At 59.4% G+C, this 25,675-nt stretch carries 20 protein-coding genes; 2 read left to right on the forward strand and 18 right to left on the reverse strand.

Features of this window, described 5'->3' with window-relative positions; translation table 11 throughout:
* Positions 1-16: 16 nt before the first annotated feature.
* Positions 17-925: a helix-turn-helix domain-containing protein gene (locus C1X29_RS02635; RefSeq protein WP_102716782.1), complete on the forward strand. Its 909-nt coding sequence runs from the start codon at positions 17-19 to the stop codon at positions 923-925.
* 113 nt (positions 926-1,038) lie between these two features.
* Here C1X29_RS02635 and C1X29_RS02640 read toward each other — a convergent pair whose 3' ends face one another.
* From C1X29_RS02640 to rfaH, 15 genes are all read right to left on the reverse strand, one after another.
* The gene (locus C1X29_RS02640) at positions 1,039-2,088 is read right to left on the reverse strand and encodes an acyltransferase (protein WP_102716783.1); all 1,050 of its coding nucleotides are present in this window, start codon (positions 2,086-2,088) and stop codon (positions 1,039-1,041) included.
* Positions 2,089-2,178: 90 nt separating this feature from the next.
* The gene (locus tag C1X29_RS02645) at positions 2,179-3,657 is read right to left on the reverse strand and encodes a family 16 glycosylhydrolase (RefSeq protein WP_102716784.1); all 1,479 of its coding nucleotides are present in this window, start codon (positions 3,655-3,657) and stop codon (positions 2,179-2,181) included.
* A complete protein-coding gene (galE, locus tag C1X29_RS02650) occupies positions 3,657-4,712 on the reverse strand; it encodes a UDP-glucose 4-epimerase GalE (protein WP_102716785.1) in 1,056 nt (351 codons plus the stop codon). The genes C1X29_RS02645 and galE overlap by 1 nt, the downstream gene beginning before the upstream one ends.
* A gap of 29 nt (positions 4,713-4,741) precedes the next feature.
* Positions 4,742-6,160 carry an oligosaccharide flippase family protein gene (locus C1X29_RS02655; RefSeq protein WP_102716786.1) on the reverse strand — a complete coding sequence of 473 codons (1,419 nt, stop codon included), beginning with the start codon at positions 6,158-6,160 and terminating at the stop codon, positions 4,742-4,744.
* A gap of 13 nt (positions 6,161-6,173) precedes the next feature.
* Positions 6,174-7,094 (reverse strand): glycosyltransferase family A protein, encoded by a 921-nt coding sequence (locus tag C1X29_RS02660; RefSeq protein WP_256584312.1) that lies wholly within the window; start codon positions 7,092-7,094, stop codon positions 6,174-6,176.
* Positions 7,095-7,143: 49 nt separating this feature from the next.
* On the reverse strand, positions 7,144-8,457 hold the full coding sequence (locus tag C1X29_RS02665; protein WP_102716788.1) for an O-antigen ligase: 1,314 nt from the start codon (positions 8,455-8,457) through the stop codon (positions 7,144-7,146).
* Positions 8,454-9,566 carry a glycosyltransferase gene (locus C1X29_RS02670; protein WP_102716789.1) on the reverse strand — a complete coding sequence of 371 codons (1,113 nt, stop codon included), beginning with the start codon at positions 9,564-9,566 and terminating at the stop codon, positions 8,454-8,456. Before C1X29_RS02670 ends, C1X29_RS02665 begins: the two co-directional genes overlap by 4 nt.
* Positions 9,563-10,639 carry a glycosyltransferase gene (locus C1X29_RS02675; RefSeq protein WP_102716875.1) on the reverse strand — a complete coding sequence of 359 codons (1,077 nt, stop codon included), beginning with the start codon at positions 10,637-10,639 and terminating at the stop codon, positions 9,563-9,565. The genes C1X29_RS02670 and C1X29_RS02675 overlap by 4 nt, the downstream gene beginning before the upstream one ends.
* 2 nt (positions 10,640-10,641) lie before the next feature.
* On the reverse strand, positions 10,642-11,346 hold the full coding sequence (locus C1X29_RS02680; RefSeq protein WP_102716790.1) for a WecB/TagA/CpsF family glycosyltransferase: 705 nt from the start codon (positions 11,344-11,346) through the stop codon (positions 10,642-10,644).
* A gap of 13 nt (positions 11,347-11,359) precedes the next feature.
* Positions 11,360-12,700: a UDP-glucose/GDP-mannose dehydrogenase family protein gene (locus C1X29_RS02685; protein ID WP_102716791.1), complete on the reverse strand. Its 1,341-nt coding sequence runs from the start codon at positions 12,698-12,700 to the stop codon at positions 11,360-11,362.
* 67 nt (positions 12,701-12,767) lie between these two features.
* Positions 12,768-14,159, reverse strand: a complete 1,392-nt coding sequence (locus C1X29_RS02690) for an undecaprenyl-phosphate glucose phosphotransferase (protein ID WP_102716792.1) — start codon at positions 14,157-14,159, stop codon at positions 12,768-12,770.
* A gap of 148 nt (positions 14,160-14,307) precedes the next feature.
* Positions 14,308-16,620, reverse strand: a complete 2,313-nt coding sequence (locus C1X29_RS02695) for a GNVR domain-containing protein (protein WP_102686124.1) — start codon at positions 16,618-16,620, stop codon at positions 14,308-14,310.
* 2 nt (positions 16,621-16,622) lie between these two features.
* Complete coding sequence (locus tag C1X29_RS02700; RefSeq protein ID WP_085745621.1) at positions 16,623-17,156, reverse strand: polysaccharide biosynthesis/export family protein; 534 nt, start codon at positions 17,154-17,156, stop codon at positions 16,623-16,625.
* Between the two features lie 12 nt (positions 17,157-17,168).
* Entirely contained in the window at positions 17,169-18,329 is a 1,161-nt protein-coding gene (locus C1X29_RS02705; RefSeq protein ID WP_039768571.1) for an outer membrane beta-barrel protein, read from the reverse strand.
* 37 nt (positions 18,330-18,366) lie between these two features.
* The gene (gene rfaH / locus C1X29_RS02710) at positions 18,367-18,903 is read right to left on the reverse strand and encodes a transcription/translation regulatory transformer protein RfaH (RefSeq protein WP_085745622.1); all 537 of its coding nucleotides are present in this window, start codon (positions 18,901-18,903) and stop codon (positions 18,367-18,369) included.
* Positions 18,904-19,507: 604 nt separating this feature from the next.
* On the opposite strand from rfaH, the gene C1X29_RS02715 reads away from it, so the two are divergent.
* Positions 19,508-20,485, forward strand: coding sequence for an NAD-dependent epimerase (locus tag C1X29_RS02715; RefSeq protein ID WP_102686125.1), 978 nt, complete (start codon positions 19,508-19,510; stop codon positions 20,483-20,485).
* A gap of 27 nt (positions 20,486-20,512) precedes the next feature.
* Here C1X29_RS02715 and C1X29_RS02720 read toward each other — a convergent pair whose 3' ends face one another.
* The 3 genes from C1X29_RS02720 to C1X29_RS02730 all read right to left on the reverse strand — a co-directional run bounded on the left by C1X29_RS02720 (position 20,513) and on the right by C1X29_RS02730 (position 25,674).
* The gene (locus C1X29_RS02720) at positions 20,513-20,968 is read right to left on the reverse strand and encodes a TspO/MBR family protein (protein ID WP_085745856.1); all 456 of its coding nucleotides are present in this window, start codon (positions 20,966-20,968) and stop codon (positions 20,513-20,515) included.
* Positions 20,969-21,026: 58 nt separating this feature from the next.
* Positions 21,027-23,972 carry a hybrid sensor histidine kinase/response regulator gene (locus C1X29_RS02725; RefSeq protein WP_102716793.1) on the reverse strand — a complete coding sequence of 982 codons (2,946 nt, stop codon included), beginning with the start codon at positions 23,970-23,972 and terminating at the stop codon, positions 21,027-21,029.
* Positions 23,973-24,135: 163 nt separating this feature from the next.
* Complete coding sequence (locus tag C1X29_RS02730) at positions 24,136-25,674, reverse strand: cryptochrome/photolyase family protein (RefSeq protein WP_102716794.1); 1,539 nt, start codon at positions 25,672-25,674, stop codon at positions 24,136-24,138.
* Position 25,675: the final 1 nt, after the last annotated feature.

Consider the following 25,675-nt stretch of genomic DNA (forward strand, 5'->3'; position numbering starts at 1 on the left):
GTGCGCAAGGTTCCCCATGACGACGTGCAATCCGCTTCAGGTTCAAGCGTTCAACACCGCCGATGTCACCGAGCAAATCCGCGCCACGCCGGGTTGGGTTCAGCATTACCAGCAGATGTCGCCGGGGCATTTCGCCGGGCAGATCCGTTATCTGGATTTGCAGGGTGTGGAGGTTTACGAAGAACAGATGAACACCCGGGTCGAGCAGAATTTCAGCGCGCCGGAAGGCTCGCTGGCGTTCTGTTTCGATCGCAGCGACAACGCGCTCTATCTGCTCAATGAAGAGAGCCGCAACATCTGGATTACCCCGGAGAACTATCAGGAAATCGCCGTGGTGTTCGGCCCGGAGTTCGTCCAGCGCAACGGCCTGGACGTGGCCAGGCTGGAAGGTCTGTTCATGGCTCCGCTCAATGGCGCGCAGAATGGATTGTTCAGTCGCTGGCTAAGCTCGACTCTCACGAAGTTGTCGCAAACCCTTGATCAGCCAAGCAAAGAAGCGCTGACCCAGCAATTGCTCGAGGACTGCCTGTTCATACTCGACAACGCGAGCGTGTGCCTGGACGGCGGTGGTTTGCAGCGCCGCGCCGAAGAGCGAATCACCCTCAAACGCGTAGGAGAGTGGGCGGCGGATTCACCGGAACAAACCCTCAATCTGCTGGAGCTGTCGCGGGTGGCCGGGGTTTCTCTTCGCCAGTTGCAGCAGACGTTCAAGGCGTACACCGGGATGTCGCCGAGCCATTGGCTGCGTTTGCGCCGGCTCAACAGTGCGCGGCGGGAATTGCTCAAACGCTCCCCGGCAGACACGACGGTGGCGGAGGTCGCGATGAACTGGTCGTTCTGGCATTTGGGGCGTTTTTCAAGCAGTTACCGAGCGTTGTTCAAGGAGTTGCCGAGCGAGACGTTGAAGCGCTCATCGTCGATGTGACGGGCACTCTGCACCACAAAAAAAGACGGGAGAGGTTTCGGTATTCGCCGAAATCTCTCCCGTCTTTTTCATTTATCGATAGGCCGATGTTGCCAAGCTTGTTGCGCTACCGACTAACCAACTCTGAGACGCTTGAAGGAGGATGAAAGGGATCTTTTCATCAGTCTGGCCATCGGGGGTTCTATTTCTTTATGGATGACATGGGAGGCACCTATCATCAAAGCGAGGGTGCCCCACAGCAGCACGTGAGGATTCACAGCCGGATAAGCCATATTGAAGATCATGAAGCCGATCATTTGATGCAGCAGGTAAAGCGGGTAAGTCAGGGCGCCCAACGCTGTCCAGTCGAACCTCCCGATGGCTGACGTTTTATGCGTCGAGATAAAAAGAAACGTCATGAAAAACAGGGCAATGACACCGCAGATAATCAAGGAATCGTATTCGGTCGAATATTTCAGTTCAATCGACTCGGCCCACTTGATCGCGTTGAAGCTGGCCAATGCCTGCGCGGCTGCCAGCAGGGAAATACGGGATTTGGTAAAACCCTTGTCCCAGATGATGTAGAACGTCGCGCCAGCGATGAAATAGGCCGCGTAGTCGGTGATCAGGACCGAGCGCAGTTTTTCGAAAGCAAAGACTTCCGCTGCGGCCGAGATCAGCAGCCAGAGCACAAGGAAGTTTTCTATTTTCTCTATCTTCTTGAAGGCCAACAGGACGGCGATCATCAGGTAGAACTTTATTTCGACGAACAGTGACCAGTAGACCCCGTCGATGGGTGGGACACCGATCAGGTCGCCGAGGAATGTCATGTTGATCATGTATTGATAAAAATCAGCCGAAAATCTTGGCTGACCAATGGCCAGCGTGACGAGAAAAGTGATCGTGCAGCAAACCCAGAAAGCCGGGCAGAGGCGGATGACGCGGGAAATGAAAAACGCTTTGAGATCGTTGTTCGAAGCCGTCATCAGGATCACGAATCCGCTGATCATGAAAAACAGTTCGACGCCCAGGTAACCGTATTTGGCAACGTCAGCCAATAGCGGATAGGGCATTACCGACATATCGCCCCTCGCATAGCCGCGAAACGCATAGTGAAAAAACACCACGGCGATCGCGGCGAGGAAGCGCAGCAAGTCCAGTTCGTTCAGTCGTCGCTTGTTCATGTACAGGCGCTCCAGACTCGTCAGCGCGGATCGATCACTGAGGACTGTGTCGTGTGACATCCGACTCAAGGCCAAAGCGGCGTAGGGTGCTCAAGGACTGCGTAGCCACATGCGGATGTAATCGACTTCGAACGTGGAGGGCAGGTCAGCATCGTCGACCACGCCGAACCATTTCCACATGGCCTCACTGTCAAAGACGATCTGCATGGGGTAGAAAAAGTGTTTGTTCTTCGACTCCCTGACCAGTACGCCATCGACGTACCAGCGCAGGGTGTCGGGCTGCCAGTCGAAGCCGTAGACATGAAAGTCGCCGGCCAGCCGCCAGGGGCTGGTCCAGGTGCTGCCGTCGGCGATATGTTCGGTGCTCTGTGGCGTGGCCCAGAGGTGGGCGTTCATGTTGTAGGCGCGGTCCGAGGCCGCCTCTTTGGTCTTGCCGCCGATTTCAAAGATATCGATTTCGGTGGCGTTGTCGGCCATGCCTGTCCACGCCAGCCAGAACGCGCTGGAAGCCGCAGAGTTCATGGGTTTGGCTCGTGTTTCGTAATAGCCGTAGAAGCCACGTTCGAGGGTACGAACCATCCCCGAGGTGTAATCCTTGAAACCTAGCTGCACGTATTTCGGCGGCAGGGTTTCCTTGCGAAAGACAATCTTCAGATAGCCGTTGCCGACGCTGGCATTGCGCTCGGTGAACAACGCCGGCTTGCGTCCCAGCGATTCGTTCCCGATAGCATTGTTGACGTGCCAGCGCGTGCGGTCGAGGGTGGTGCCATCGAACTCGTCGGACAGCGTGGTGTTGAGCAGCCACCGGCCGGCATTGGCCTGGTCGGACAACGGCAGATCCGGATGGATGTGGGACGGCAGAGCGTCCAGCGGGCCGACACGTGTCCAGGTATCGGCCTGAACCGGTATGGCCACGGACCACTTGTCCGCCAGGTACCGAAATACGCGCTGGCGCTCCGCGAGCGAGGCAAACGGCCGGTCATACACCAGGACTTCGGCGATGTCGCCGCGAAAGTTTTCGGCATTTCCGACGGCATTGCGCCCCACGCCATACGGTCCCAGCGGGACGTCCTGCAGCTCAAGGACAGAAACCGTCGGCTCATAAGCACCGGTTTGCGGAAGGCTCACGGCGAAATTCGGCAGCACGTTATCGTTGCTGGCGGCCTGCGGTCGTGAACTGAACAAACGTTGCCAGGGATCGACCCCGGCCTGTTCCGGCAACCGCCGGGACACGATCAGTACAGTCGCAGGCCCTTTCGCCGTGCGCAGGGTCCGGCCGAGCAATCCAGAGTTGCCGCTCAAGCGCACCACCGAATGGCCATTGAGGCTGTTCTCCATCCGTTGTGGCGGCGAAGAAGCGCCATCGACGGTCGCGTCATTGGCCTTGCCTGACTTGTCGCTCCAGCGCTGGAGACGGTTCTGCGCATCCAGAGTCACTGTTGACGCATCCGCCGCGTCCAGCCACAACATGAGCCCGGTGGTCGGCACCGCAGGAGGTGCCTGCGCGGCGTTGCTGATCAGCGAAACTGAAAACAGCACGGCCAACAGACATTCTTTGAACATCGGCATCACTTCACCGCAACGGGTGCCGGAATCTTGAATGAAGATTGATACCCCTGCGGATTGCACGACTGCCAGCGCCAGGTATCGGTGATCATTTGTTCCAGGCCACGCAGCGCGCTCCAGCCCAGTTCGCGTCCTGCCTTGGCGGGATCGGCCCAGCACTTGGCGATGTCACCCGCGCGTCGAGGGACGAAACGGTAGGGAATGCTGATGCCGGTGATGTCTTCGAAGCTGTGGATGATTTGCAACACGCTGTAGCCAACGCCCGTTCCGAGGTTCCAGTAGTGAATGCCGTTGGCGTGCTGCAGCACCTGCAGGGCCTTGAGGTGACCGATGGCCAGGTCGACCACGTGGATGTAGTCGCGCACGCAGGTCCCGTCCACCGTGGGATAGTCGCTGCCGTACACCGTGAGTTCGGGTATCCGGCCTATGGCAACCTGGGTCAGGCACGGCAACAGGTTGTTGGGGCGGCCCCGCGGGTCTTCGCCGATCATTCCGCTTTCGTGGGCGCCGATCGGGTTGAAGTAACGCAACAATCCAATGCTCCAGCGCGGATCGGAGTTGCACAGATCCGTCAGCAACTCTTCGATCATCAGCTTGGTGCGGCCATAGGGATTGACCGGTTTGCCGGTGCCAAAGTCTTCGGCAATCGGCGTGCGCGTCGGCTCCCCGTACACCGTGGCTGACGAGCTGAACACCAGCCGGAATACGTTATTGCGGGCCATCGCCTGACACAGGCCAAGCGTGCCGGCAACGTTGTTGACGTAGTAATCCAGCGGCTTGCGCACGCTTTCTTCGACGGATTTGAGACTGGCAAAGTGCACCACGGCCTCGATGTCGTGCCGGCTGAAGATATCGTCGAGCAGGACCGAGTCGCGAATATCGCCCTTGATGAAGTCGACGCGGGTCAGGGTCAGTTGCTCAAGGCGCCGGATGCACTCTCGACAGCTGTTGCACAGGTTGTCGAGCACCAGCACTTTGTGGCCGGCGTTAATCAGGGCTAGCACAGTATGCGAGCCGATGTAGCCGGCACCGCCAGTAATCAACGTGGTTTTGCGCATGGTGAGGCCTTCCTGTCTCAGGGCTGAACTCAGCGGGAGGTGAAAACCGATTTGAATTCCTGCGGCCAGTGCGGGTGCAGGGCGCTGTAACCCACGGCATAACTCAGTGCGCCGAGCACGACGCTGCCGATCAAATGCACGTAGCCCTGGAGACCCAGCTGCGGTAGCACCAGCAGCACGGTTGCAGCCATGACCAGGGAAGCGATCACGCTGCGGTAACTGGCTTCGAAAAAGCCGCGCCAGCTGTAGCCGATCGCCGTGTTCAGGCCGCGGATTTGCAACGGCGTGATGACCAGCATGCGCGCCAGCAGAGCGACGGCTGCGGCCATGCCGCCGTACAGGTTGCCGAGGGTGTAGACCAGCGCCAGGGCCAGCGCGGTGGTCAGCACTTCGGCCTTGATCGTGAGGTGGCTGCGGTTGACCGCCACCAGTGCGGTGGTGGCGTACATGGCGCTGTTGCCGATGGCGGCCGTGCAAGCCAGTACTTGCAGCAGCGGGATGGCCTCTGCCCATTTGGCGCCGAAGATCAACAGGATCAGGTCGTTTGCCGTGAGTGCGAGTCCGATGAACAGGGGCGTCAACACAAACCCGCTGACGGCGGTAGAATCGCCAACGATCCCGATCAATCGTCTGGGCTCTGCGCTGCGCCGGGAGAACGCCGGCAGCGCGTAGCTCAGCAAGCCGTTGTAGATTGCGGTGCGTGGCAGTTCGATGATGCGCATCGCCATGTTGAACATGCCGACAGCGTTCGCCCCGGCGGTGATGCCCAGCACCACGTTGACCCCGCGCTGCAGGGTTTGCGAGCTCAGTGCGTTGATGGCCACCGGTGCGCCTGACCTCAACAATTCACGCAGGATCGGACCATCGATGTAAAAAGGGATACGTCGCGGGTCGGCGCGCATCAACACAATGATCGACATCAATTCCATGATCAGCGCCTGGGCAATGACCGCCCACGCACCCAGTCCCCAAAGCGCAACGGCAATGCCACCGACTCCCCCCGCCACTTTGCCCAGCAATGTGCGCGAAGCCAGCATCCTGAAGTTGCTGCTGCGGCGCATCTGCGCCACATAGACCCGCGCCATCATGGTGAACAGGATCTTTATCGAGGCTATCGCCGTCATCCATTGCAGCACCGGGTCGGGGGTGTACAGCATGACCGCGCCCGAAATGACGCCAATGCTCGCCAGGCTGACCAGCACCGCCGCCCAGTAGGCGGTGCAGATGTGCTTGTCTTCCAGCCGCTCAAGCCGGACCAGCGGGTCTTCCAGCACCGACGAGTACACCAGACCGATCAGTTCGACGATGGCAATGATGACCGTGCCCACACCCAGCTCGGCAGGCGACAGCAGCCTGGCGTAGGCGACAAAGGTAATCATCGACAGCAGGATCAGGCCGAATTTCTCGGTGAAGATCCAGGTCAATGTCGTCAGACGGTGGTTGGCCATGGCGGATACCGTATCAATGAGCCGTGGTTGACGCCGTTGCCTTGCGCAAGGTTCTGGCGCGGGCATAGAGGTAGCGCAAGGTCGGTTTGCCGCTGGCGAAGAACAGGGCCTGCCAGGAGCAATCCAGCATTCGCCGGTACACGCCGAGGACCTGGTCATGCTCGCCGCGTCGGGAAAACGCCTCGAGAAAATCGGTGTGGTTGCCCAGCACGAAATCGATCCGCTGCTGCCGGGTCAACTGCGCGCCGTAGCGGGCGAGGTACACCTCGATGAAGCGGATTTTGTTCTGGTAGTACTTTTTCGGATTCGCGGTCATGTTGCCGCCATTGACCGTGCGCTCCAGCAACACCTCCGGCACCGTGTGGATCTCCCAATGCTCGGCGATCCGGGTCCACATGAAACGGTCTTCGGAATAACGCAGGCTGGCATCGAAGCCGCCCAGTTGCATGATCACGTCACGTTTGACCAGCGCGGTAGAGACGCCATTGACGACGTTGGCATGGATGAAATCGTAGAAGTGCCTGCCGTTCTTCAACCGGTCGTCCAGCTGGCGCCTGCCATCGCTGTAATTGACTTGTGCATAGCAGTCGATCAGCCCCACCGGCCGGCCCTGGCGGGTGAGTTCGTCATACAGTGCCAGCTGTAACTCCAGCTTTCGCGGATGCCATTGGTCATCGGCATCGAGCATCGCCACAAACGTCTCTTCAGAGTGGCGCATCCCATGATTGCGGGCGCTGGCCTGGCCTTCGTTGGGTTGCTGTAACAGCGTCAAGCGAAACGGCGCGACAAAGTCCCTGACCCGCTGTGGTCCGTCATCGGTGGACCCGTCGTCGATGACGATGACGTGATCGGGCAGTCGGGTTTGCCGGGCCAGGGAGGTCAGTGTCTGCTCGATGCTGTCGGCGCCGTTGTACATCGGAATGATGACGCACACTGAATCTGCTGAACGGGGAGCTTGGTTTGGCACGGTGATTCTCCTTGGGTTACGCGCGGGCGGAATCGCGCGGCAGTGCGCTGCCCGACGAACGCTGACGCAGCGCTGCCGGTGAGGATTCGGGGTAGGTCGCGTGGTGGTGCCGGAAGGTCAGGGCCAGCGTGCAGAACACCAGAAACTCGGCGGAGCGGTAGTTGGGAATCACGTACGCCACATAATTGGTGACGACGAACAGGCCGATGATGACCAGCGCACTGGCACGAAACCGGGCTGCCTGATTCGCCGTCACGGCGCGGTATTGCTTGAACAGTGCTTCACCCAACATCAGCGCCAGCGCCGTCAGCTGGATGAGGCCACCGTTGAGCAGGGTCTCCATGTAGCCGCTGTGGGCGTTGCCGATGTAACCCCAGCGGGTGATGAACGCATCGGCATCGGGACTTGCCCAGAAGGCGCCGAAGCCGTAACCCCTGAGAAACTGGCTGTCGATGAAGGGCGCGAGCAGTTCCCAGATCAACGTCCGATCGGTCAGTGACGGGTCGCGACCGGCCATTTCCAGCAGCACCGCAAAGTTGCTGTACAGAAACAGACAGACCAGCAGGTAGAGCAGGGTGCATCCGAGGAACAGCAGCTGTGAGCGATTGATGCCCAGGCGGATCATTGTGAGGAAGTACCAGTAGCTGATCGTGCCGGAAATGATCAGCGCCACGCCGGTGGCTGACTGGGCAAGCAGGATCGCGACCAGCGAAAAGAACGAACAGAAGAGCGCCCAGCGATTGCGCTGCCGGATCATCGGCAGCAACAGCACGATGGCGATCGCGTTGAGCCGGGCGCCGGCATTCTTTTCGGCGAAAACGCCTTTGAATGCGCCGTCGCGAATGCCCCCGGAGAGAAACGCCACTTCAGGCATGACCACAGCGAGCAACAACCCGATCAGCGCCGCTATGCCGATGGCGCAACCGAGCATGAAGGTGATTTTTTCAAGGGAGTAGTTATAGGCAAGAAAACCGGCGAAAAACACCACGCCGAGCAGGGCGATGAACCGCTTGAGGCTGAGCATCGGGTCGTGGGACCAGCCGATCGACGCGATGACGCAGAGCAGAAAAACCAGCAGGAAGAAGTTGCTGCGATAAAAGGTTTTGCTGAGGAATACCTTGTTGCGGATGAAAAAGAACAGCGGCACCAGCAGCGTGATAAGGCCGCAGACCTGATTGGCGACGTTGCCTTCGAGGTCTTTATTGATGTCGCCAAAGCTCGCGGCACTGCCCAGACCGAGGACAAAAGTGATCACCTGAATGTAAAACAGGATCCCGAACACGGTGAAGGCGTCGCGTAACGTCGAATACCTGATCGTCAATGTGCTCATGATGACGGGCTCCCGATCAACGCTTTGAGGTAGGTCTGCACCGCACTGGCACTCATGAATCGTGCGGCCGCATCAAGGCGTGACTGACGCTGCAGATCGCGCGGTATGGACAGTTGCTCGGCGATGGCCTGGGCCAGGGCGATCGGATCATCGACAGCGACAAGCGGCGCCACCACGCCGCCGCCGAGAATCTCCTGAGGGCCATGGGGGCAGCGGGTCGCCACCACCGGCGTACCCGTGGATAACGCCTCGACCAGCGCGTTGGGGCTGCCCTCGAAACGCGACGAGAGTACGAAGCAGTCGGCTGCTGCCACTTCTGTCAGGGGATCATCGGCATAGCCCGGCAGATCGAAGCGCTCCGCCACCCCCAGCTGTTTCGCCTGTTCAAGCAGTTCGGCCCGGAGGGCGCCTTCGCCAAAAATGATCAGACGGGCATCGCGATCCGGCAGTGCGGCGAATGCTGTGATCAGCGTGTCGAAACCTTTTTGCGGTGCCAGGCGCCCCACGGCGACAATCACCGTGCCGGACTTTTCCAGCAGCCAGCGGTGGCGGGGCAGTCCCGGTGGCCTCTCGCGAAAGTCGTTGTCGAGCACCGGGTTGTCAGCAATGGTCACGTCCTGGCGTCGGGCGAGGGTGGTATCGACCAGATCCTGAGCGACGCCGCGCGAAACGCAGATCACCGGATTGGGAATCAGCCGATACAGCAGCGGTGCCACCCGATATGCCATGCGCACCATGAAATCGGGGTTCACGTGCCGGTCATGGGAAAAGGCATTGCGCTCGCTGACGTGCAGCCGGGCCAGCGTGCCGGACAGTGCCGCCGCGATGATCGCCACCACGTTGACGTGGGTGAGGGCTGCCAGTTGGGCATCAAAGCGATTGGCACGCAGGAATCGCGTGAGTGCCGGCACCGCACGGACGCTGCGCGGACTGTGCAATTCAATCTTTTTCACGCGCGGGTCGAGATGCGCTGCGTGAAGGCCGCCGCCGGTGAGCATCAGCAATGTCACGTCATTGCCCGCATCCACCAGTGCCTTGGCGAGCCGCGCCATCATTTTTTCAGCACCGCCGGCGCTGAGGTCATGGAGGATGATCAGTAACTTTTTCATTGATTCCAGACCTGGTAATACGCCTGCGCCGCGTACTGACTGGTGTACGGGCGCAGGGTGGCAGTGAGCGTCTTTTCGCCGGGAGCGATGTGACCTGAGGTCAGGTTGCGCAGCATGCCGTCGGCCAGTGCCTGTACGTCGTTGACGATCACCAGTTGACCGAGTCGGCCATGGTCCAGCAGTTCTCTGGGCCCGGTCTCGCAATCGCAGGCCAGCACCGGCGTGCCCAGCGCCAAAGCCTCGATCAGCACGGTCGGCATGCCTTCTTGCAGGGAGCTCAGAATGAACAGTCGGGCCTGCCTGAGCACGGGATAGGGATTGCTCAGAAAACCACTGAAGTGCACCCGTTGTGCGATACCCAATTGCCTGGCCTGGGTGACCAAGGCTTCGCGCAATGGGCCATCGCCGACGATCACCAGATCCGGCAGCGCCGCGCTGCGCAGCGCCAACGCGTAGGCATCGAGCAGCAGATGAAACCCTTTGGGTTCGACCAGACGCCCCAGACTCAGCCAGTAGTTGCGGGGCAAGTCGGCGGGCCGGGGCGCCCGGGCGGCTTGAAACAGTTGATCGGTGACGACCGCGTTGGGGCAATAACGGATTCGCTGCCGCCCCCAAGGCACGGCATCGGCAAGGGTCTGGCGCAACGCCGAGGACACCGTCACCACCTTGCCACTGCCACACAGGTACAAGGCGTAGAGCAGACGCAGGCTTGAGGGGCCGGTTTTCTGTTCGCTGCAGTCGAGGGTCGCATGGCGGCTGTAGATGACCTTGCAGGAACTGCCCAGGGTGGCGAACCACGTGCAGAGGTTGGCCTGCTCCTTGGCGGAAATGAGGTGGGTGACACCTTCACGCCGTATGAGCCGGCGCAGCAAAACGATGGACTTGAACAGGCCGACGAGGCCGCTGCCGCCACCGCTGAAGCATTGAATGTCCCGGGTGTCGGGCATGTCCGCGTTCATGACGAAAAAGCTCACGCGCCGGCCGTCCTTGAGAAACTGCTCGGACAACCGTTGCTGAACGCGCTCGACGCCACCGCCGGGCTTGAAATCCTTGAGGGTAAACAGGATGTGCATGGTCATTCCCCAACGCTGATGGCGACTTTGTGTCGAACGATCATGTTCAGCAGGTGCAAGAAGTTGCTCGGGTAATCGATGAGGTAGCGTTTGATCGTGTGGGGCTCGCGGTACATGCGATAGAACGCGCGCAAGTGCAGGCGATTGATCAGCGCCGGGTAGTACTGCCGCGTGGCCAAAGCTTCCTGGCGGATGAACCCGCCACAGCTGAAGGCGACCCCGCGAAAGCCGGCGCGCAGGGCATCCTGCTCGAACTGCTCTTGCCGTCCGGCGCCCAGGCCGACGATCAGAATGTCCGCTGCACTGCGACAGATGTCGTTCCGAATGCCTTCGGCCTGGGCAGCGTCGAAATAGCCGTCGTGGCAGCCGGCGATGCTCAGTTGCGGATAAAGGCTTTTGATCTTGCTGATGAACAGGTCGAGTTCGGCTTGTCGGGCGCCGACGAAATAAACCCGTTTGCCCTGTTGCTCGGCGCTGCGCAGCACAACGTCGGCTATCGAGGTGAAGTCGAAGCTGACCCGGCCAATCGGTCTGCCGGTGACGCGAGACATGAAGGTTGACATCAGCATGCCGTCGCAAAAATAGGCAACGCTGCTCGGGTTCTGCTCGAAAAAACTGCCGATCGAGGCAAAGTTGATGAAGGAATAGGCCTGGTTGGCCTCCAGCAATTTCGCCGAGTAGTGGCCGACTATCTCCAGTTTGAACATGGCGCAGCTCCTTTCAGAGGACTGAAGGGGTCTGCCGACCCACGGAGACGTAGGTGAAACCACGTTTGCTCAAACGCTGCGGATCGAACAGATTGCGTCCGTCGAAGATCAACGGCTGTTTGAGCAACTGGCTGAGCCGGTCGAAATCCGGCGCCCGGAACGATTGCCACTCGGTGACGATGATCAGGGCGTCGGCATTTTTCAGCGCCGCCTCTTTGGTGCCTGTCAGGGTCAGGTCATCGCGCGAGCCGTAAAGGCGCTGGGCTTCTTCCATCGCTTTGGGATCAAACGCCTGCACGCTGGCGCCCGCTTGCCACAAGGCCTCCATCAGTACCCGGCTGGGGGCCTCGCGCATGTCGTCGGTATTGGGTTTGAAACTCAGCCCCCACAGGGCAAACGTCTTGCCGCGAAGGTGACCGTCGAAGTGATCGAATACTTTGCGATAGAGGCTGGCTTTCTGCTCCTGATTGCGCGCTTCCACGGCCTTGAGCACCCGGGCGTCGATGTCGACACCGTCGGCCGCCTGTATCAGCGCCTTCACGTCCTTGGGAAAACACGAGCCGCCGTAGCCCAGACCTGGGTAGATAAACTGGTAACCGATGCGCGGGTCGGCGCCGATGCCGTGGCGCACCTTTTCGATGTCGGCGCCGAGCTTTTCGGCGAGGCAGGCCATTTCGTTCATGAAGCTGATCTTGGTCGCCAGCATGCAGTTGGCGGCGTATTTGGTCAGCTCGGCGCTGCGAACATCCATGACGATGATTTTTTCGCGGCTGCGATTGAACGGCTCATACAGTTCGCGCATGACTTCTTCGGCACGCGGGCTGTCGGTGCCGATGATGATCCGGTCCGGGCGCATGCAGTCTTCGACCGCACAGCCTTCCTTGAGAAATTCCGGGTTTGAAACCACGTCGAACGTCAGATCGCCGCGACCGTTGTCGGCCAGCACCTGCTCGATACACGCTCGAACTCGGTCCCCCGTACCGACGGGCACGGTGGATTTGTCGACGATGATCTGGTGCCGATCCATGTTCAGCGCGATGGTCTGCGCCACGCTCAGCACGTATTGGAGATCCGCTGAACCGTCTTCGTCGGGCGGTGTGCCGACGGCGATCAACAGCACATCGCCATGGTGAACGGCGTCCACCAGGTCTGTGCCGAACCGCAGCCGGCCGTTTTGGTAGTTGTCGCGCACCAGGCTTTTCAGGCCGGGTTCGTAGAGCGGCAGCGTGCCCTCTTTCAATGCCTCGACCCTGCCGGCATCGACGTCGACGCAGAGCACGTTGTGCCCGACCTCGGCCAATGCAGCACCCTGGACAAGGCCTACGTAACCAATACCGAATACGCTCACATTCATGGTCGAACCTCAGGTCGTCGTGACGGTTATCAACGGTCGGGCAGGGGACGGCAGAGTTGGGGCGGGCTTAGTAGATGTTTTTCGAGAACAGCGTGAAGGGGGTCTTGATAAGGATTTTGATGTCGAGCCACAGCGACCACTGGTTGATGTAGTTGAGGTCCTGGGCGACGCGCAGCTGCATCTTTTCCACGGTCTCGGTTTCGCCACGATGGCCGGTGATCTGGGCCAGCCCGGTGATGCCCGGCTTGAGGCGATGCCGGGCCATGTAGGCGCGCACCTTGCCGGTGTAATAAAGGTTGTGGGTGACGGCGTGCGGACGCGGGCCGACCAGGGCCATGCGGCCGGACAGCACATTGAACAGCTGTGGCAATTCGTCGATGGAACTGCGGCGCAGGAAACCACCGATCGGCGTCAGGCGGTCATCGTTGCGGGTGGCCTGTCGTACCTGCTGGTCGTCGTGGACGTGCATCGAGCGAAACTTCCAGACCTTGATCACTTCGCCGTTGCAGCCGTGACGGTTCTGCTTGAACAGCACCGGGCCGGCGGAGGTCAGCTTGACGGCTAAGGCCACCACCAACAGCACCGGGCTGAGCAGAATAATCGCCAGGGCGGCGAGGCTTCGCTCAAACAGATCCTTGCAAAACAGGCTGGCAGGGTGCGAGCTGATCAGGCTCTCGTTAAGGTAGATGGCCGGCATTCGCTCGATTTCCGAGATCGAATGGTTGAGCAACACCATGCTGCCGAAATCCGGGATCCACACCACGTCGACATTCATGTCCAGCAGGTCGATGTAGAGGGCTTCGATGGTGGCGGCATGGGCCATCGGCAGCACGATATAGACGCGGCGCACTTCCTGGCCCGTGATGATCTCGCGGATGGCGGAAACGTGGCCGAGCAACGGCAGAATGCTGGGGGCAGGGCCGCAGCTGTCCTCGGCGGTAATGAAGCCCAGCACCAGCGCGCGGTTCGGTCGGGACAGTTTTTTCGCCAGTTCATGGGCCGTCGGGCAGGTACCGATGATCACCGAACGGCGCCCGTTGCAGACCTTGCGCGAGTACAGGCGGGCCAGGTAATGCAGGGGCAGAAAGCTCAAGGCCTGAACCATGAAACCCAGCACCGCCCAGACCATGATCACCTGGCGTGAATAAATGGCGCTGGTCTGGGTGAAGAACGCAATCGCCGCCAGTACGGCCAGCAGGGTCAACCACCCGGCCAGCAACCTGCCAAGCCCGACCAGCAAACCATGGCGTTTGTGGTAGACCTGCATCACGCTGTATATCGGCACCGAGCCGAGCACCGCCAGAATGATCAGGATGCGGTATTCACTGGTCAGACTGCCGACGCGCCACTGCACGAGCAACATCAACAGCGCCGTCACCAGCGACAGCGCGCACAGCCACTGGCCCCAGAACGTCAGGCCTCGGCGGTGTGTCATGTGAGCGGTATAGAGCGAAGTCATGGGCTTAACCTCAAGGCAGCATTCATGCATCAGCGCGAATCGAGCAGGCGCGGCGTGCCTCCCGATGGCTTTTCCGTAGCTCGGCGGAGGTGAAGCGAGTAGTGCGTTGGCAGAAGAGGGCGTAGCGGCGGGCGTATGCGCCCGATGGTTACCTGGGCGCGAAATCGTAGTTATAGAACGCCCGGGAATGGTGGTAGCCGTACTTGCGCGCCTTGCGCAGGTCAACCTGGTTGAGCACCGTGCCAAAGACCGGCACATGGCTTTGTTGCAACATGGCAATCCCTCGCTGAACCTGGCTGATCGAGGTGCTGTCAGCCTTGACGACATAGATCACCGCATCGGAATGTCTGGCCAGCAACAGCGCGTCACTGATCATCTCCGCAGGGGGGGAGTCGATAATGATGTGGCGATACCTTGATCTGAGCGCCTCGAGCATACGCGCCATGCGCGGCGAGCTGAGCAAATCCTGTGGCGGCGGCTGAACCGGGTTGAGCGGATCGCCAGGGGACGGCAAGCGTGGCGCAACGAACATATCCAGCGACGGTGGCAAGACCTTCCCGGCCGGCAGCATGTCCAGATTGCCCACTGAAACAATGCAGTCTTCAAGCCTGGCCGTGCCGGCAATGACATTCGCCAGTCCGGGGCTGTCCGGTGGGAAATCGAAGTTCAGCGACAGGGTTGGCTGACGCATGTCGGCATCGATCAGCAACACGCGTTCCAGCGGTGTCAGCGAACTTGCGAGGTTGGTGGCGATGGTGCTTTTGCCCTCGCCGGCAACCGTGGAGGTCACGAGCACCACCTGCGAGGGCTTTTCGCTGCTTTGCAGCATCAGCCAGGTACGCAGGTTGCGAATGGTCTCGGAAAAGCGCGGGTTGTCGTTGTCCTCGAACAGGCGCGCCAGTTGCCGGCGACTTTTCTTTATCACCAGCGGCACGACGCTGAGCAGTGGAACATTCAACACGCTCTCGATCGATTCGTCGGTTTTGAAGGTATTGCTCAGGCTGTCGAAAAGCAGTGCCAGCCCGACGCCGATGACCGCAGCGATCAGCCCGACGATCGCGACAATCAAAGTCTTGCGCGGTTTGCTCGCGTCGACAGGAACGATGGCCGGGTCGACGATGCGTACTTTCGTCGAATCCATGTCGGCGGTGGCCGTGGTTTCTTTCAGGCGGGTGACGAAGGTTTCATACAGCGCGCGCGTGCTGTCGACTTCACGCTGGAATTCGCGCAACTGAAACTCTTTGCGCGCGATATCCTGGATCTGCGCCTTGTTGCTATTGAAGGATTGACGCAGCGACGCTTCACTCGCGGTGGCGAGCTGGTATTGCCGCTCGATACCGGCCACCACTTGCTGCACCTGCAATTGCAGACTGGTGGTGGCGGTACGCAGCTCGGTTTGTGCGGAAATCAGGCTCGGGTGCTTCGGACCATAGCGCCCGGCCAGTTCATCAACCTTGGCTTGGGCCACCGCGCGATCGGCCTGGAATTTCTGCACCAGAGGGTTGCTCAAGACCGCCGGTACGCTGGAGAGTCGGCTCAGATCGCCGTTGCCCAGCGCCTTCGCCTGCCGGTACTCGCTCTCGGCTTCAGCGCGGTTGCGACGGGCATCGACCATGCGATTGCCGGTCATTTCCAGTTCGTTGGCGCTGATGGTGGCAACGCCGCCAACATCCACCAGACCTTGTTCTTCGCGGTAACCCTGGAGTTTTTTCTCGGCCGCCCGCAGGTTGTCGCGCAGCTTGATCAGACGCGTGTTCATCCAGGCCGTGGTGGTTTGCGACGATTTCTCGCTGGTATCGAGCTGGCTGTCGGTAAAGCCCTGAGCCAGCGCGTTGGCCGCCGCCGCTGCGAGAACAGGGTCTGGCAACTCGACTTCGATTTCGAGCAACTGGCTTTTGCCAACGAACTTGACGCTGGTGTGCAGCATGAGGTTCTGCGTGACCTGGTTGAAAACGTCTGCTTCAGTGAGTGGCTCTTTCTTTTGCGGTAGATATCGACCTAGCCCCGGGATCCATTGATCAAGGTCCAGATCGGCCAGCCATTGGCGCGGAGCAAACCAGGGCTTTGGCTGCTGGCGCGGATCGGTGACCGGGTGAGTCGTCAGCCCGAGTTTTTTCACCGCGCGTTCGGCAAGGTCCCGCGATTGCAGGAGCGCCTGCTGGGTCTGCAGGTAATCAGTGCCGCTGCTACCTGATTCCTTGACTTGCTGGAAGGACATCAGCGGAGGCGTTTTGTCGTTGAACAGCAGGGTGGTGCTGCCGATGTATTGCGGCGTGATGCTGGAAACTACGGCGGCCGCCAGTGCGCAGCTCAGCAGAACCAGCCAGCCGATGCTCCATTTGGCGCGCCAGATGACCCTCCACAGATTGAGCAGATCCAGGGTGTCCTTGTCTTCGCCGTGCTGAGGATGCAGATGCGCTTGAAGAGGACGTTCGACGTAGTTGCTTGGGCTGTTGTCCATGATCAGAAAAAGCCTTGTGCAATGGAAATGGTATCGCCGGGGGCGATCGTGGTGCTTCGCGTGATGTTGTCGGTCACGGTGGCGCCACCATCGCCGCGCAAGATGGTCACTCGCTTCATCGAGGCCCGTTCGGTCAGGCCACCGCCCAGCGCGATGGCCTTTTCCAGTGTCAGTCCGGGCACGAACGGATAGCTGCCGGGCTTTTTCACTTCGCCATTGATGTAGAACGAGCGGTATTCGATCTGGCTGAGACTGACTTTCGGGTCTATCAGATAACCCTGCTTGAGCCCGTCGACGATGATTTTCTCGACCTGACCGGGGGTCAGTCCCTTGGCGGATATTTCGCCGAGGAACGGGTAGGAAAAGGTGCCGGCATCACTGAGCCGGATCTTTTTCATGCTCAATTCCGGCTCACCGAAAACGATGATTCGCAACACGTCGCCGGCAGCGAGTTTGTATTGCGTATCGGGATCTGCCGCATAGGTGTGGGGCAAGAGAAACAACGCGAACAAAAGGACAAGTGTGCGAGTGTTCATGTCGAGACCCTCTTAAAGGCTGACGTTGAAGCTGATCTGGAACACGTTGCGGGTGAAGCTTTCATTGTCGGCATCGGAATCGTTGTCGCGGTACCGATAGCCCAGTTCGATATCCAGCCAACGGCGCATGGCGTACACCACGGCCAGGTTGTAGTCCTGAAGATTGTCGGTACGGCTTTGGCCTTCGTAGACATAACGCCCGTAACCGGCCTGGGCCACGGTAGTAATCCGTTCAGTCCAGCCGTGACGCCAGCCGACCTGGGTAAACGTCGACTTCACGGCATCCGCGCCGTCGTCACCCTCGGCGAGGGCCTGGCGAGCGACGAAGGTGAATGTCGAATAGGTCCGCGGTTTCCATTGCAGATCGACTTGCCATGTCGGGTTGTCGAGGTCTTTGGATTCACTGTTGTCGAAGTTCTTTTTCTCGTAACCGACGCGGACTTTACCCGTCGTGCGTGCCGTGAAATCCCATACGGCACCGGCCATGACGGCGTCGGATTTACTGCTGCGTGGGCTGTTGGCCTGCTGGTAATCAAAGTCGGTGTGGTTATATTCCACCAGACCGCGGGTGTTGCTGCCGATGCGGTGATACCAGGTGCTGGTGAGAGCAGTGGTATTGCGTTCCTTGTCGTCGTTGATGCCATCGGCGTTGTCGTAGCGCAGTTGTGCGTAACTGGCCCCGAGATCGATTTGGTTGTCAGCGCTTTTCGCCCCGAAGGTGTAGAGACCGCCCACCCGTTTGTTGTTGAGTTTGTCGTTGATGCCTTCGACTGCCGTCGATTCCGTGCGCTCCCATTTGCGGTATTCAGCGTCGAGCTTCAGACGATGCCGGTCAGTGAACTCCATGATGCTGTCCGCACGCACGCGTTGTGCCGTGTTCGAGGCATCCGACTCGTCGTGATAAATGTAGCGAGTAGGTTGCCAGATGAGCCGGGTGGCGCTGTTGCGATCCTCGGCCTTGAGCTCGAAAGAAGGCGCCAGCTTGGTGACCATGGAGGACTGTTTACTGTTTTCCAGTTCGCGAAAGTTGTCGTCATAACTTTCCGAAAACAGGAACGATGGCGTGAAGTCGAATCCATACACATCAATGGCTTGCGGATTGATGCTCCAGGCCATTTCGGGATAGAGACAGGCCATCATCAGTGCGACGGGGCATCGTGACTTCAAAGCCATGTTATAGCTCCTGAGCAAGGGCATATAAGGCAAGTCGTTAGTTGTAGGGGTGAAAACCGGCTTGTTGTCGTTCAATCACGCTGAGTGGCAGACAGACAGGCTGCTCACGGTTGAGAAACTGCAGGAGGATCATCACGCGGTCGGTTCCGTGCAATCCGAGGAACACGCCCTCCAGTGGCGCGAGCGGGCCGCTGACGATCTGCAGGTTCTCTCCGGGTTTCAGCGCTTCATCCGGCTCCGACAACGTTGATTCGAGGCAACGTGCACGCAGGTGTTCGATGACGTGCTCGGCCACTGTTGCGGGACCATGGTTGAATTCGACGAAACGACTGACTCCCCGAGTAGAGCGCAAGGGTGCCCAGTTGTCGTCACGACTGAGTTGGATGAACAGATACCCGGGAAAGAGGGATTCCTGGACTCGCTGTCGTTTCCCGCGAATGACGCGTTCACTGACGAGTTGGGGGTGAAAGACCACGTAATTCTGTTGCAGCAGGTTGAGGTGGGCACGCTCATCCTGACGTGGCTTGCATTGTAAAAGGTACCAATTAGGTTGGTCCGAGCTGATGACTGGCATGCTTGTAAACTCTTTGATGATCGAAAGTTTATGGCAGGCAGAAGCTCTATTGATGGCTAAGTAAGGGCAGTCAGCGAAAGTATTTTTTTTATTATGGGTTTGTGGAGTGTTTCAATGTTGAATCACAAAGTGTTTCATTGGTGTGCATCGAGCAGTGAAGTTTCGCTCTGTTATGCGGCACCTCTGGAGGAATCATCGGTTCAACTTTTTAGAAGGCAAAGCTACCGCACGGTCTGTTCATGCAGGCTTAAGGTTAGGTAACTAAGTAGTTGTCCCTGAAGCGACAGGGCGCGAGTAAGTGATTGCCCGCGCCCTGTAAAAAATCAACCTTGGTAGTTATCGGCCAGACTTTACGGTCTGTCAAACGTTAGCAGTCAAAAAACACGCCATCCATCCAGTAATGGTTCTACCGATGGATAACCAACTGTTTTTTAATGACTTATTCTTTTGGCTGAACGGTAGAAACTTTTTCTGCCTGTTATGGTCGCGACTGTTATTTAGATCGAAAGCTTTCCCCACTATTGGGTGCTGTTATAAAACCTGGACTGAATAAGTCATCCAGCGCTATAACTTATCGCCTGTCGGCTTGTGTGGAGCAGGGATTATGACCGTTCTTGTTACAGGCGCTGCGGGCTTTATCGGGTATCACGCGGTCAAACGATTGGTGCAGCAAGGCCAGGAAGTTGTCGGTATCGACAACCTTAACGATTACTACAGTGTGGATCTCAAACAGGCGCGGCTTGAACAGTTGAGCGGTCTGCAGAGTTTCAGTTTTGAAACACTGGATATTGTCGACAAGCCTGCCTTGATGGCGTTATTCAAAGCGCACGATTTCACCGAGGTGGTGCATTTGGCCGCTCAGGCGGGTGTGCGCTATTCGCTCGACAACCCGGATGCCTATGCGCAATCGAACCTGGTGGGGTTTCTGAATGTGCTGGAAGCCTGCCGACATTATCCGCCCGCGCATCTGGTCTACGCGTCGAGCAGCTCGGTATATGGGGCCAACAGCAAGTTGCCATACAGCGTCGATGATGCGGTCGAGCACCCTGTATCGCTTTATGCCGCCACCAAGCGAGCCAATGAGCTTCTCGCCGACAGCTACTGCCATCTTTACGGCTTGAAGGCCAGCGGCCTGCGCTTTTTCACGGTTTACGGGCCCTGGGGCAGGCCGGATATGGCGCTGTTCAAATTTACCGAAGCCATTCTTCAGGGACGACCGATCGACATCTACAACCAGGGTCAGATGGCGCGGGACTTTACTTACGTCGATGACGTTGTCGAAAGCATCGTCCGCCTGTGTCCGAAACCGCCAACGCCGGAGAAGGAGGCGAGTGGCGTGAACCGGATTTTCAACCTGGGGCGCGGCAAACCGGTCGCGTTACTGGATTTCGTCGACTGCCTCGAGCAGGCACTGGGCATAAAAGCCCAGCGCAATCTGTTGCCGATGCAGGCTGGCGATGTCATCAAGACCTGGGCTGATGTTTCGGCATTGGAACAATGGATCGGGTTTTCTCCACGAATGGAAGTTGCAGAGGGTGTGGCGCAGTTTGTGAGTTGGTATCGCCAGTACTATCGGATTTGAGCGGCGCTTTATGCTCCTGGACTACGGTCATGAGCCGAGACCCACCCGGTTGTTGCGCATGATCGAAAAATTAAGCGCCGCAGCGACACACAGCCAGGCCAGATAAGGAAACAGGATCAACCCGGTGATCACATCCAGGCGCAGGGCCAGGACCACCATCACGGCGACGACCAACCACAACAGCACGAGAATGATCATCGCGGCAACGATCCGCTGCGCACCGAAAAACACCGGCGTCCACAGCGTGTTCAGGGCAATCTGCGCCGCCCACAACGCCAGGACCATTTCGCTGCCGGGAATCATCGTCAAACGGTAACCGACCCACGCCAGCAGTAGATAGATCGTCGTCCACGCCACCGGAAACACCCAGTTGGGTGGGGTGAACTTCGGTTTGTTGAGCTGCGCGTACCATTGGCCGGGCTTGAAAACCATGCCGGTGGTGGCCGCTGCACCGCAGGCGATCAGAAAAATCAGGAAATTCACCATTTATCACTCCTTGGCCGCAGCCAGTCTGCCTGGTTTATTCCGCCGCAGCGGTCGTTCATTCGGATCTTGAGCACATCAGTTCACTGACCCGCGCCACCAGCGTGTCGACCGCGAAAGGCTTGGTCAGCACCTGCATGCCGGGCCCCAACTGGCCGGCGCCGATCACTGCGTTTTCTGCGTATCCGGTAATGAAAAGTGTCGTCAGATTCGGCCGGATCTCTCTCCCGGCGTCTGCCAGTTGTCGGCCGTTCATGCCACCCGGCAGGCCGACGTCGGTGATCAGCAAGTCGATATGCACATTCGATTGCAGCACCTTCAGCCCGGCGACGCTGTCGCCTGCTTCGAGCAAGTTGTAGCCGAGATCGCCAAGCACTTCGGTCAACAAGGCTCGCACGGTCGGTTCATCGTCCACCACCAGAATGGTCTCGCTGGCCTTGGGTACTACCGCCGGCGCGTTATGCTTGTCATCGTGATTCTGCACGGGATCGCCACGGTGACGAGGCAGGTAGATGCACATCGTGGTGCCCCGATCGACCTGCGAGTGCACGCGCACCTGACCGCCGGACTGTTTGGCAAACCCGTAGATCATCGACAAGCCCAGCCCCGTGCCCTGGCCCAGCGGCTTGGTGGTAAAGAACGGGTCAAAGGCCTTGGCGATCACATCCGCCGACATGCCGGTGCCGGTATCGCTGACGCACAGGCACACATATTCACCCTCGGGCATATCCAGCGCGCCGGCGGTCTCGGCGTCCATGATGCGATTGGCCGTTTCGATGGTAATGCGTCCGCCGTCGGGCATCGCATCGCGGGCATTGATGCACAGGTTGAGCAATGCGTTTTCCAGCTGACTGGCATCCACCAGTGTCGGCCAGAGCACCGGCGAGCCAATGGTTTCCAGAAGAATGCTCGGGCCCACGGTGCGCTGGATCAGTTCGGTCATGCCGGTCATCAGCATGTTGACGTCGGTGGGTCGCGGATCGAGGGTCTGGCGTCTGGAGAACGCCAGCAGGCGGTGGGTGAGGGCGGCGGCACGCTTGACCGCGCCCTGTGCGGTGACCATGTATTTGTCGACTTCGCTCAACCGGCCCTGACTGATCCGCGTACTCATCAATTCCAGTGCACCGGAAACGCCGGCCAGCAAATTGTTGAAGTCATGAGCCAGGCCTCCGGTCAGTTGGCCGACCGCTTCCATCTTTTGCGACTGACGCAGTTTTTCCTCCGCTTGCATCAACTCGGCGGTGCGCGCTGACACCCGTTGTTCGAGTGTGTCGTTGAGCGCACGCAAGGCGGCGATAGCCCCGTCGCGCTCTGCCTCGACGGTGCGGCGTTCCTCGACGTCGATCAGTACGCCGGGGAAGCGCAGTGGTTTGTTGTCATCGGCACACTCAACGCGACCGTTGGCTTCGATCCACTGGTATCTGCCGTCCGCGCGGCGCACACGGTACTGATGGGAATAGGCGCCACCGCGGCCAATGGCTTCGTCGATCGCCGTGGTCAGTCCATCCCGATCGTCGGGGTGCACGCTGGTGATCACCTGTTCGAGGCTGAGGCCTTCGCGCCCCAGACTCGGGTCGAGGTTGAACACCTGGGCAAAGCCTTCGTCGATGGCAAAACGGTCGGTCAGCAGATCCCAGTGCCAGGTGCCGATAATGGCGCCGGCCGCGAGCGCCAGTTGCACGCGCTCGACGTTCTCCCGGGCGATCGCCTCACTGGCGCGCAAGCGCTCCTCGGCGTCGCGCCGTTCGGTGACGTCGTTGAACAGGATCGCGATCTGCCGGTCGGCCGGATCGCCGACACGCACGGCACGCACATCGAACCAGCGCTCGAAGGTATTGGCGTAATTCTCGAAGTTCGCCGGCTCCCCGGTCTTGGCCACATGGCCGTAGGTTTCGAACCAGAAGCGCTCCAGATTGGGCGCGAATTCGGTCACCCATTTACCGCGCAGGTTGACCCCGCACTGGCGCTCGAACGCCGGGTTGGCTTCAACGAAGTAGTAGTCGACAGGCTCGTCGTTGGCGTCGAATTTGACTTTGACGATGGCAAACGCCGATTCGATGGTTTCCAGAATGGTGCTGAAACGCTCTTCACTCTCGCGCAACGCCGTTTCGGCACTGCGCGAGCGCGTGAGGTCAAGCATCGCGCCGATCATGCGTTCGGCCTTGCCGGATTGATTGCGGATCAAGTGACCTCGATCGAGCACCTCGGCATAGGAGCCATCCTGACAGCAGAATCGATACTCGGCGCTCCATGTCGTGCCGTCGCCATCGATGGCGGCGCGGATCGATGTCAGCACCCGCGCCTGATCCTGAGGATGGATCCGGGCGAATCGCCAGTCGCCACTGGGATCAACGTTCTCCAGCGCGAAACCGTAAGCCTGTTGCAACGCCTGGTTCCAGATGATCTGGTTGGTTTGCAGGTCCCAGTCCCACACCGCATCACTGGTGGCCATGACGGCCAGTCGATAGCGTTCCTTGGTTTCGATTATGGCGCGCCCGTACAGATGCTCCTGAGTACGGTCGCGGAGAATTTTCACGAAGCCCAAATGAGTCTGGTCTTCATCGTAGAGCGGCATCAGCTCGCCAGAGGCCCAGAATCGCTCGCCGTCCTTGCGCAAATGCCATCGCTCATCGTAGGCACGGCCTTCGACAAGGGCGCGCTGCATTTCCTGTTCGACCCGGCCGGCGGCGCGGTCCTCAGGTGTGAAAAAGCAGGCCGCGCTCTGGCCGCGAACCTCTTCGGCGGACCAGCCCAGCACGTTGGTCGCGCCGCAGTTCCATTCCGTGATGTATCCGCCAAGGTCAGTGACGACCATCGCGAAATCCACTGCACTCTCGAAAACCGCCCGCTGCCGCGCCTCACTACGAGCGAGCGCGGCCTGACTGGCTTGCAGTCGCGCCGTGATGTCGCGCTCATCGTCGGCTTCAGTGCTCTGCAAGGCGGCGCGTAATCGCTTGACCTCGGACTCGAGCGCTTCGCGACTAAGGTGTTTGAGGGTGTCCATCTCGCCTTCTTGGTTGAATTTTTCAGGGGCCGATTCAGAGTGTCGGGCATGCCCGACAGGTGCCGTCAATATCGGGAAGCGTTGTGGCTGCTGATCCGTTGACAGGTAGCTTCGTCGTTAAGTTTCACTGATGGAGCAAGGTCGTTTTGGGTGAACGCTGATTTCAAATCGATTCGCTGTCATCCAGGCGGGCCAGCAACGACTGGCCGCGTTGCCACAGTGCCTCTTGCTTGGCCTGCGGCATGCGGTCGAGGTTCCTGTACATCATGGCCATGCGCTGATTGCCGCGCAGCAGTTCGCCGTGGCGCATCAGGAAATGCCAATACAGCGAGTTGAACGGGCAGGCATTGTCCGCCGTGCTTTCGCTGACCTTGTACGCGCAACCGCGGCAGTAATCCGACATGCGATTGATGTACTGGCCGCTGGCGCAATAGGGTTTGGAACCGAGATAACCGCCATCGGCATGCATGACCATGCCCAGCGTGTTGGGCAGCTCGACCCAATCAAAGGCGTCCATGTAGATCGCCAGATACCACTCGCAGATCTGGCTCGGCGCGATGCCGGCGAGCAGGGCGAAGTTGCCGGTGACCATCAGCCGCTGAATGTGATGCGCGTAGGCGTGTTGCAAACTTTGCCCGATGGCGTGGCGCATGCAGTTCATTTGCGTGTCGCCGGTCCAGTAGAACTCGGGCAGCGGCCGGGTGTTGCCAAACGAGTTGCCCAGTGCGTAATCAGGCATCTTCAGCCAGTACACGCCCCGCACGTATTCACGCCAGCCGATCAATTGCCGGATGAAGCCTTCGGCAGCATTGAGCGCAATGCTGCCGGACCAGTACGCCGACTCCACGTCGCTGCACAATTGGCGCAGATCCAGCAGGCCGATGTTGAGTGCTGCGCTGACGCGTGCGTGGAACAGGAACGGCTCATCACTGGCCATGGCGTCCTGGTAATCGCCAAACGCGGCCAGACCGTAATCGAGAAAGTACGCCCAAAGAGCCTGCGCATCGGCATGGGTGACGGGGTAGTTGAAGTCATCGAGCGCACCGTAGTGCTGGCTGAAACGCGCCTTGACCAGTGCCAGTACTTCGCTGGTGATTGCGTCGTTGCTGAAGCGCGCCGGGTAGGGTGCCTTCACGCCTTTGGGCAGGGCCTTGCGATTCTCGGCATCGAAGTTCCATGCGCCCCCCACCGGCGAGCCGTCGCCATTGAGCAACAACCGGCTCTTGCGACGCATCTCCCGGTAGAAAAACTCCATTCGCAGTTGTTTCTTGCCCTTGGCCCAGGCGGCGAACTCTTCGCGACCGCACAGAAAACGCGTATCGGCGTGCCAGTGAATTGGCAAACCGCATTCCTTCATCGATTGCTCCAGCCGCCAGTCGCCACACTCGGTGACGTGCACTTCTTCGGCCTGCAACAGCGTTTGCCATCGATGTAATTCACCCGGCACCGATCCGCTGTTATCCGAATCATCCAGCCTGACGTATTCAACACGCACACCCTGATCTTGCAACGCCTGGGCGAAATGGCGCATGGCGCTGAAGATCAGGGCAATCTTCTGTGGGTGGTGGGACACGTGGCTGGCTTCTTCCATGACCTCGACCAGCAACACCGTGTCGCGCTCGGCATCGAGTGCCTGTAAGGAAGCCAGGTCGAAGGACAACTGGTCGCCCAGAACCAGGCACAAGCGGCGGGTAGTGTTCATT

It is taken from the genome of Pseudomonas sp. GW456-12-10-14-LB2 (genome assembly GCF_002884345.1).
In the GTDB taxonomy this organism is placed as follows: domain Bacteria; phylum Pseudomonadota; class Gammaproteobacteria; order Pseudomonadales; family Pseudomonadaceae; genus Aquipseudomonas; species Aquipseudomonas paraglycinae.

Excerpts from the sequence above, each read along its gene's own strand:
- C1X29_RS02645 (WP_102716784.1), bottom strand. The coding sequence starts at position 3,657 with ATGCCGATGTTCAAAGAATGTCTGTTGGCCGTGCTGTTTTCAGTTTCG.
- C1X29_RS02665 (WP_102716788.1), bottom strand. The coding sequence starts at position 8,457 with ATGAGCACATTGACGATCAGGTATTCGACGTTACGCGACGCCTTCACC.
- C1X29_RS02655 (WP_102716786.1), bottom strand. The coding sequence starts at position 6,160 with ATGGCCAACCACCGTCTGACGACATTGACCTGGATCTTCACCGAGAAA.
- C1X29_RS02675 (WP_102716875.1), bottom strand. The coding sequence starts at position 10,639 with ATGCACATCCTGTTTACCCTCAAGGATTTCAAGCCCGGCGGTGGCGTC.
- C1X29_RS02705 (WP_039768571.1), bottom strand. The coding sequence starts at position 18,329 with ATGGCTTTGAAGTCACGATGCCCCGTCGCACTGATGATGGCCTGTCTC.
- galE (WP_102716785.1), bottom strand. The coding sequence starts at position 4,712 with ATGCGCAAAACCACGTTGATTACTGGCGGTGCCGGCTACATCGGCTCG.
- C1X29_RS02715 (WP_102686125.1), top strand. The coding sequence starts at position 19,508 with ATGACCGTTCTTGTTACAGGCGCTGCGGGCTTTATCGGGTATCACGCG.
- C1X29_RS02680 (WP_102716790.1), bottom strand. The coding sequence starts at position 11,346 with ATGTTCAAACTGGAGATAGTCGGCCACTACTCGGCGAAATTGCTGGAG.
- C1X29_RS02635 (WP_102716782.1), top strand. The coding sequence starts at position 17 with ATGACGACGTGCAATCCGCTTCAGGTTCAAGCGTTCAACACCGCCGAT.
- C1X29_RS02685 (WP_102716791.1), bottom strand. The coding sequence starts at position 12,700 with ATGAATGTGAGCGTATTCGGTATTGGTTACGTAGGCCTTGTCCAGGGT.
- C1X29_RS02695 (WP_102686124.1), bottom strand. The coding sequence starts at position 16,620 with ATGGACAACAGCCCAAGCAACTACGTCGAACGTCCTCTTCAAGCGCAT.
- C1X29_RS02670 (WP_102716789.1), bottom strand. The coding sequence starts at position 9,566 with ATGAAAAAGTTACTGATCATCCTCCATGACCTCAGCGCCGGCGGTGCT.
- C1X29_RS02690 (WP_102716792.1), bottom strand. The coding sequence starts at position 14,159 with ATGACTTCGCTCTATACCGCTCACATGACACACCGCCGAGGCCTGACG.
- C1X29_RS02725 (WP_102716793.1), bottom strand. The coding sequence starts at position 23,972 with ATGGACACCCTCAAACACCTTAGTCGCGAAGCGCTCGAGTCCGAGGTC.
- C1X29_RS02730 (WP_102716794.1), bottom strand. The coding sequence starts at position 25,674 with ATGAACACTACCCGCCGCTTGTGCCTGGTTCTGGGCGACCAGTTGTCC.
- C1X29_RS02640 (WP_102716783.1), bottom strand. The coding sequence starts at position 2,088 with ATGAACAAGCGACGACTGAACGAACTGGACTTGCTGCGCTTCCTCGCC.
- rfaH (WP_085745622.1), bottom strand. The coding sequence starts at position 18,903 with ATGCCAGTCATCAGCTCGGACCAACCTAATTGGTACCTTTTACAATGC.
- C1X29_RS02700 (WP_085745621.1), bottom strand. The coding sequence starts at position 17,156 with ATGAACACTCGCACACTTGTCCTTTTGTTCGCGTTGTTTCTCTTGCCC.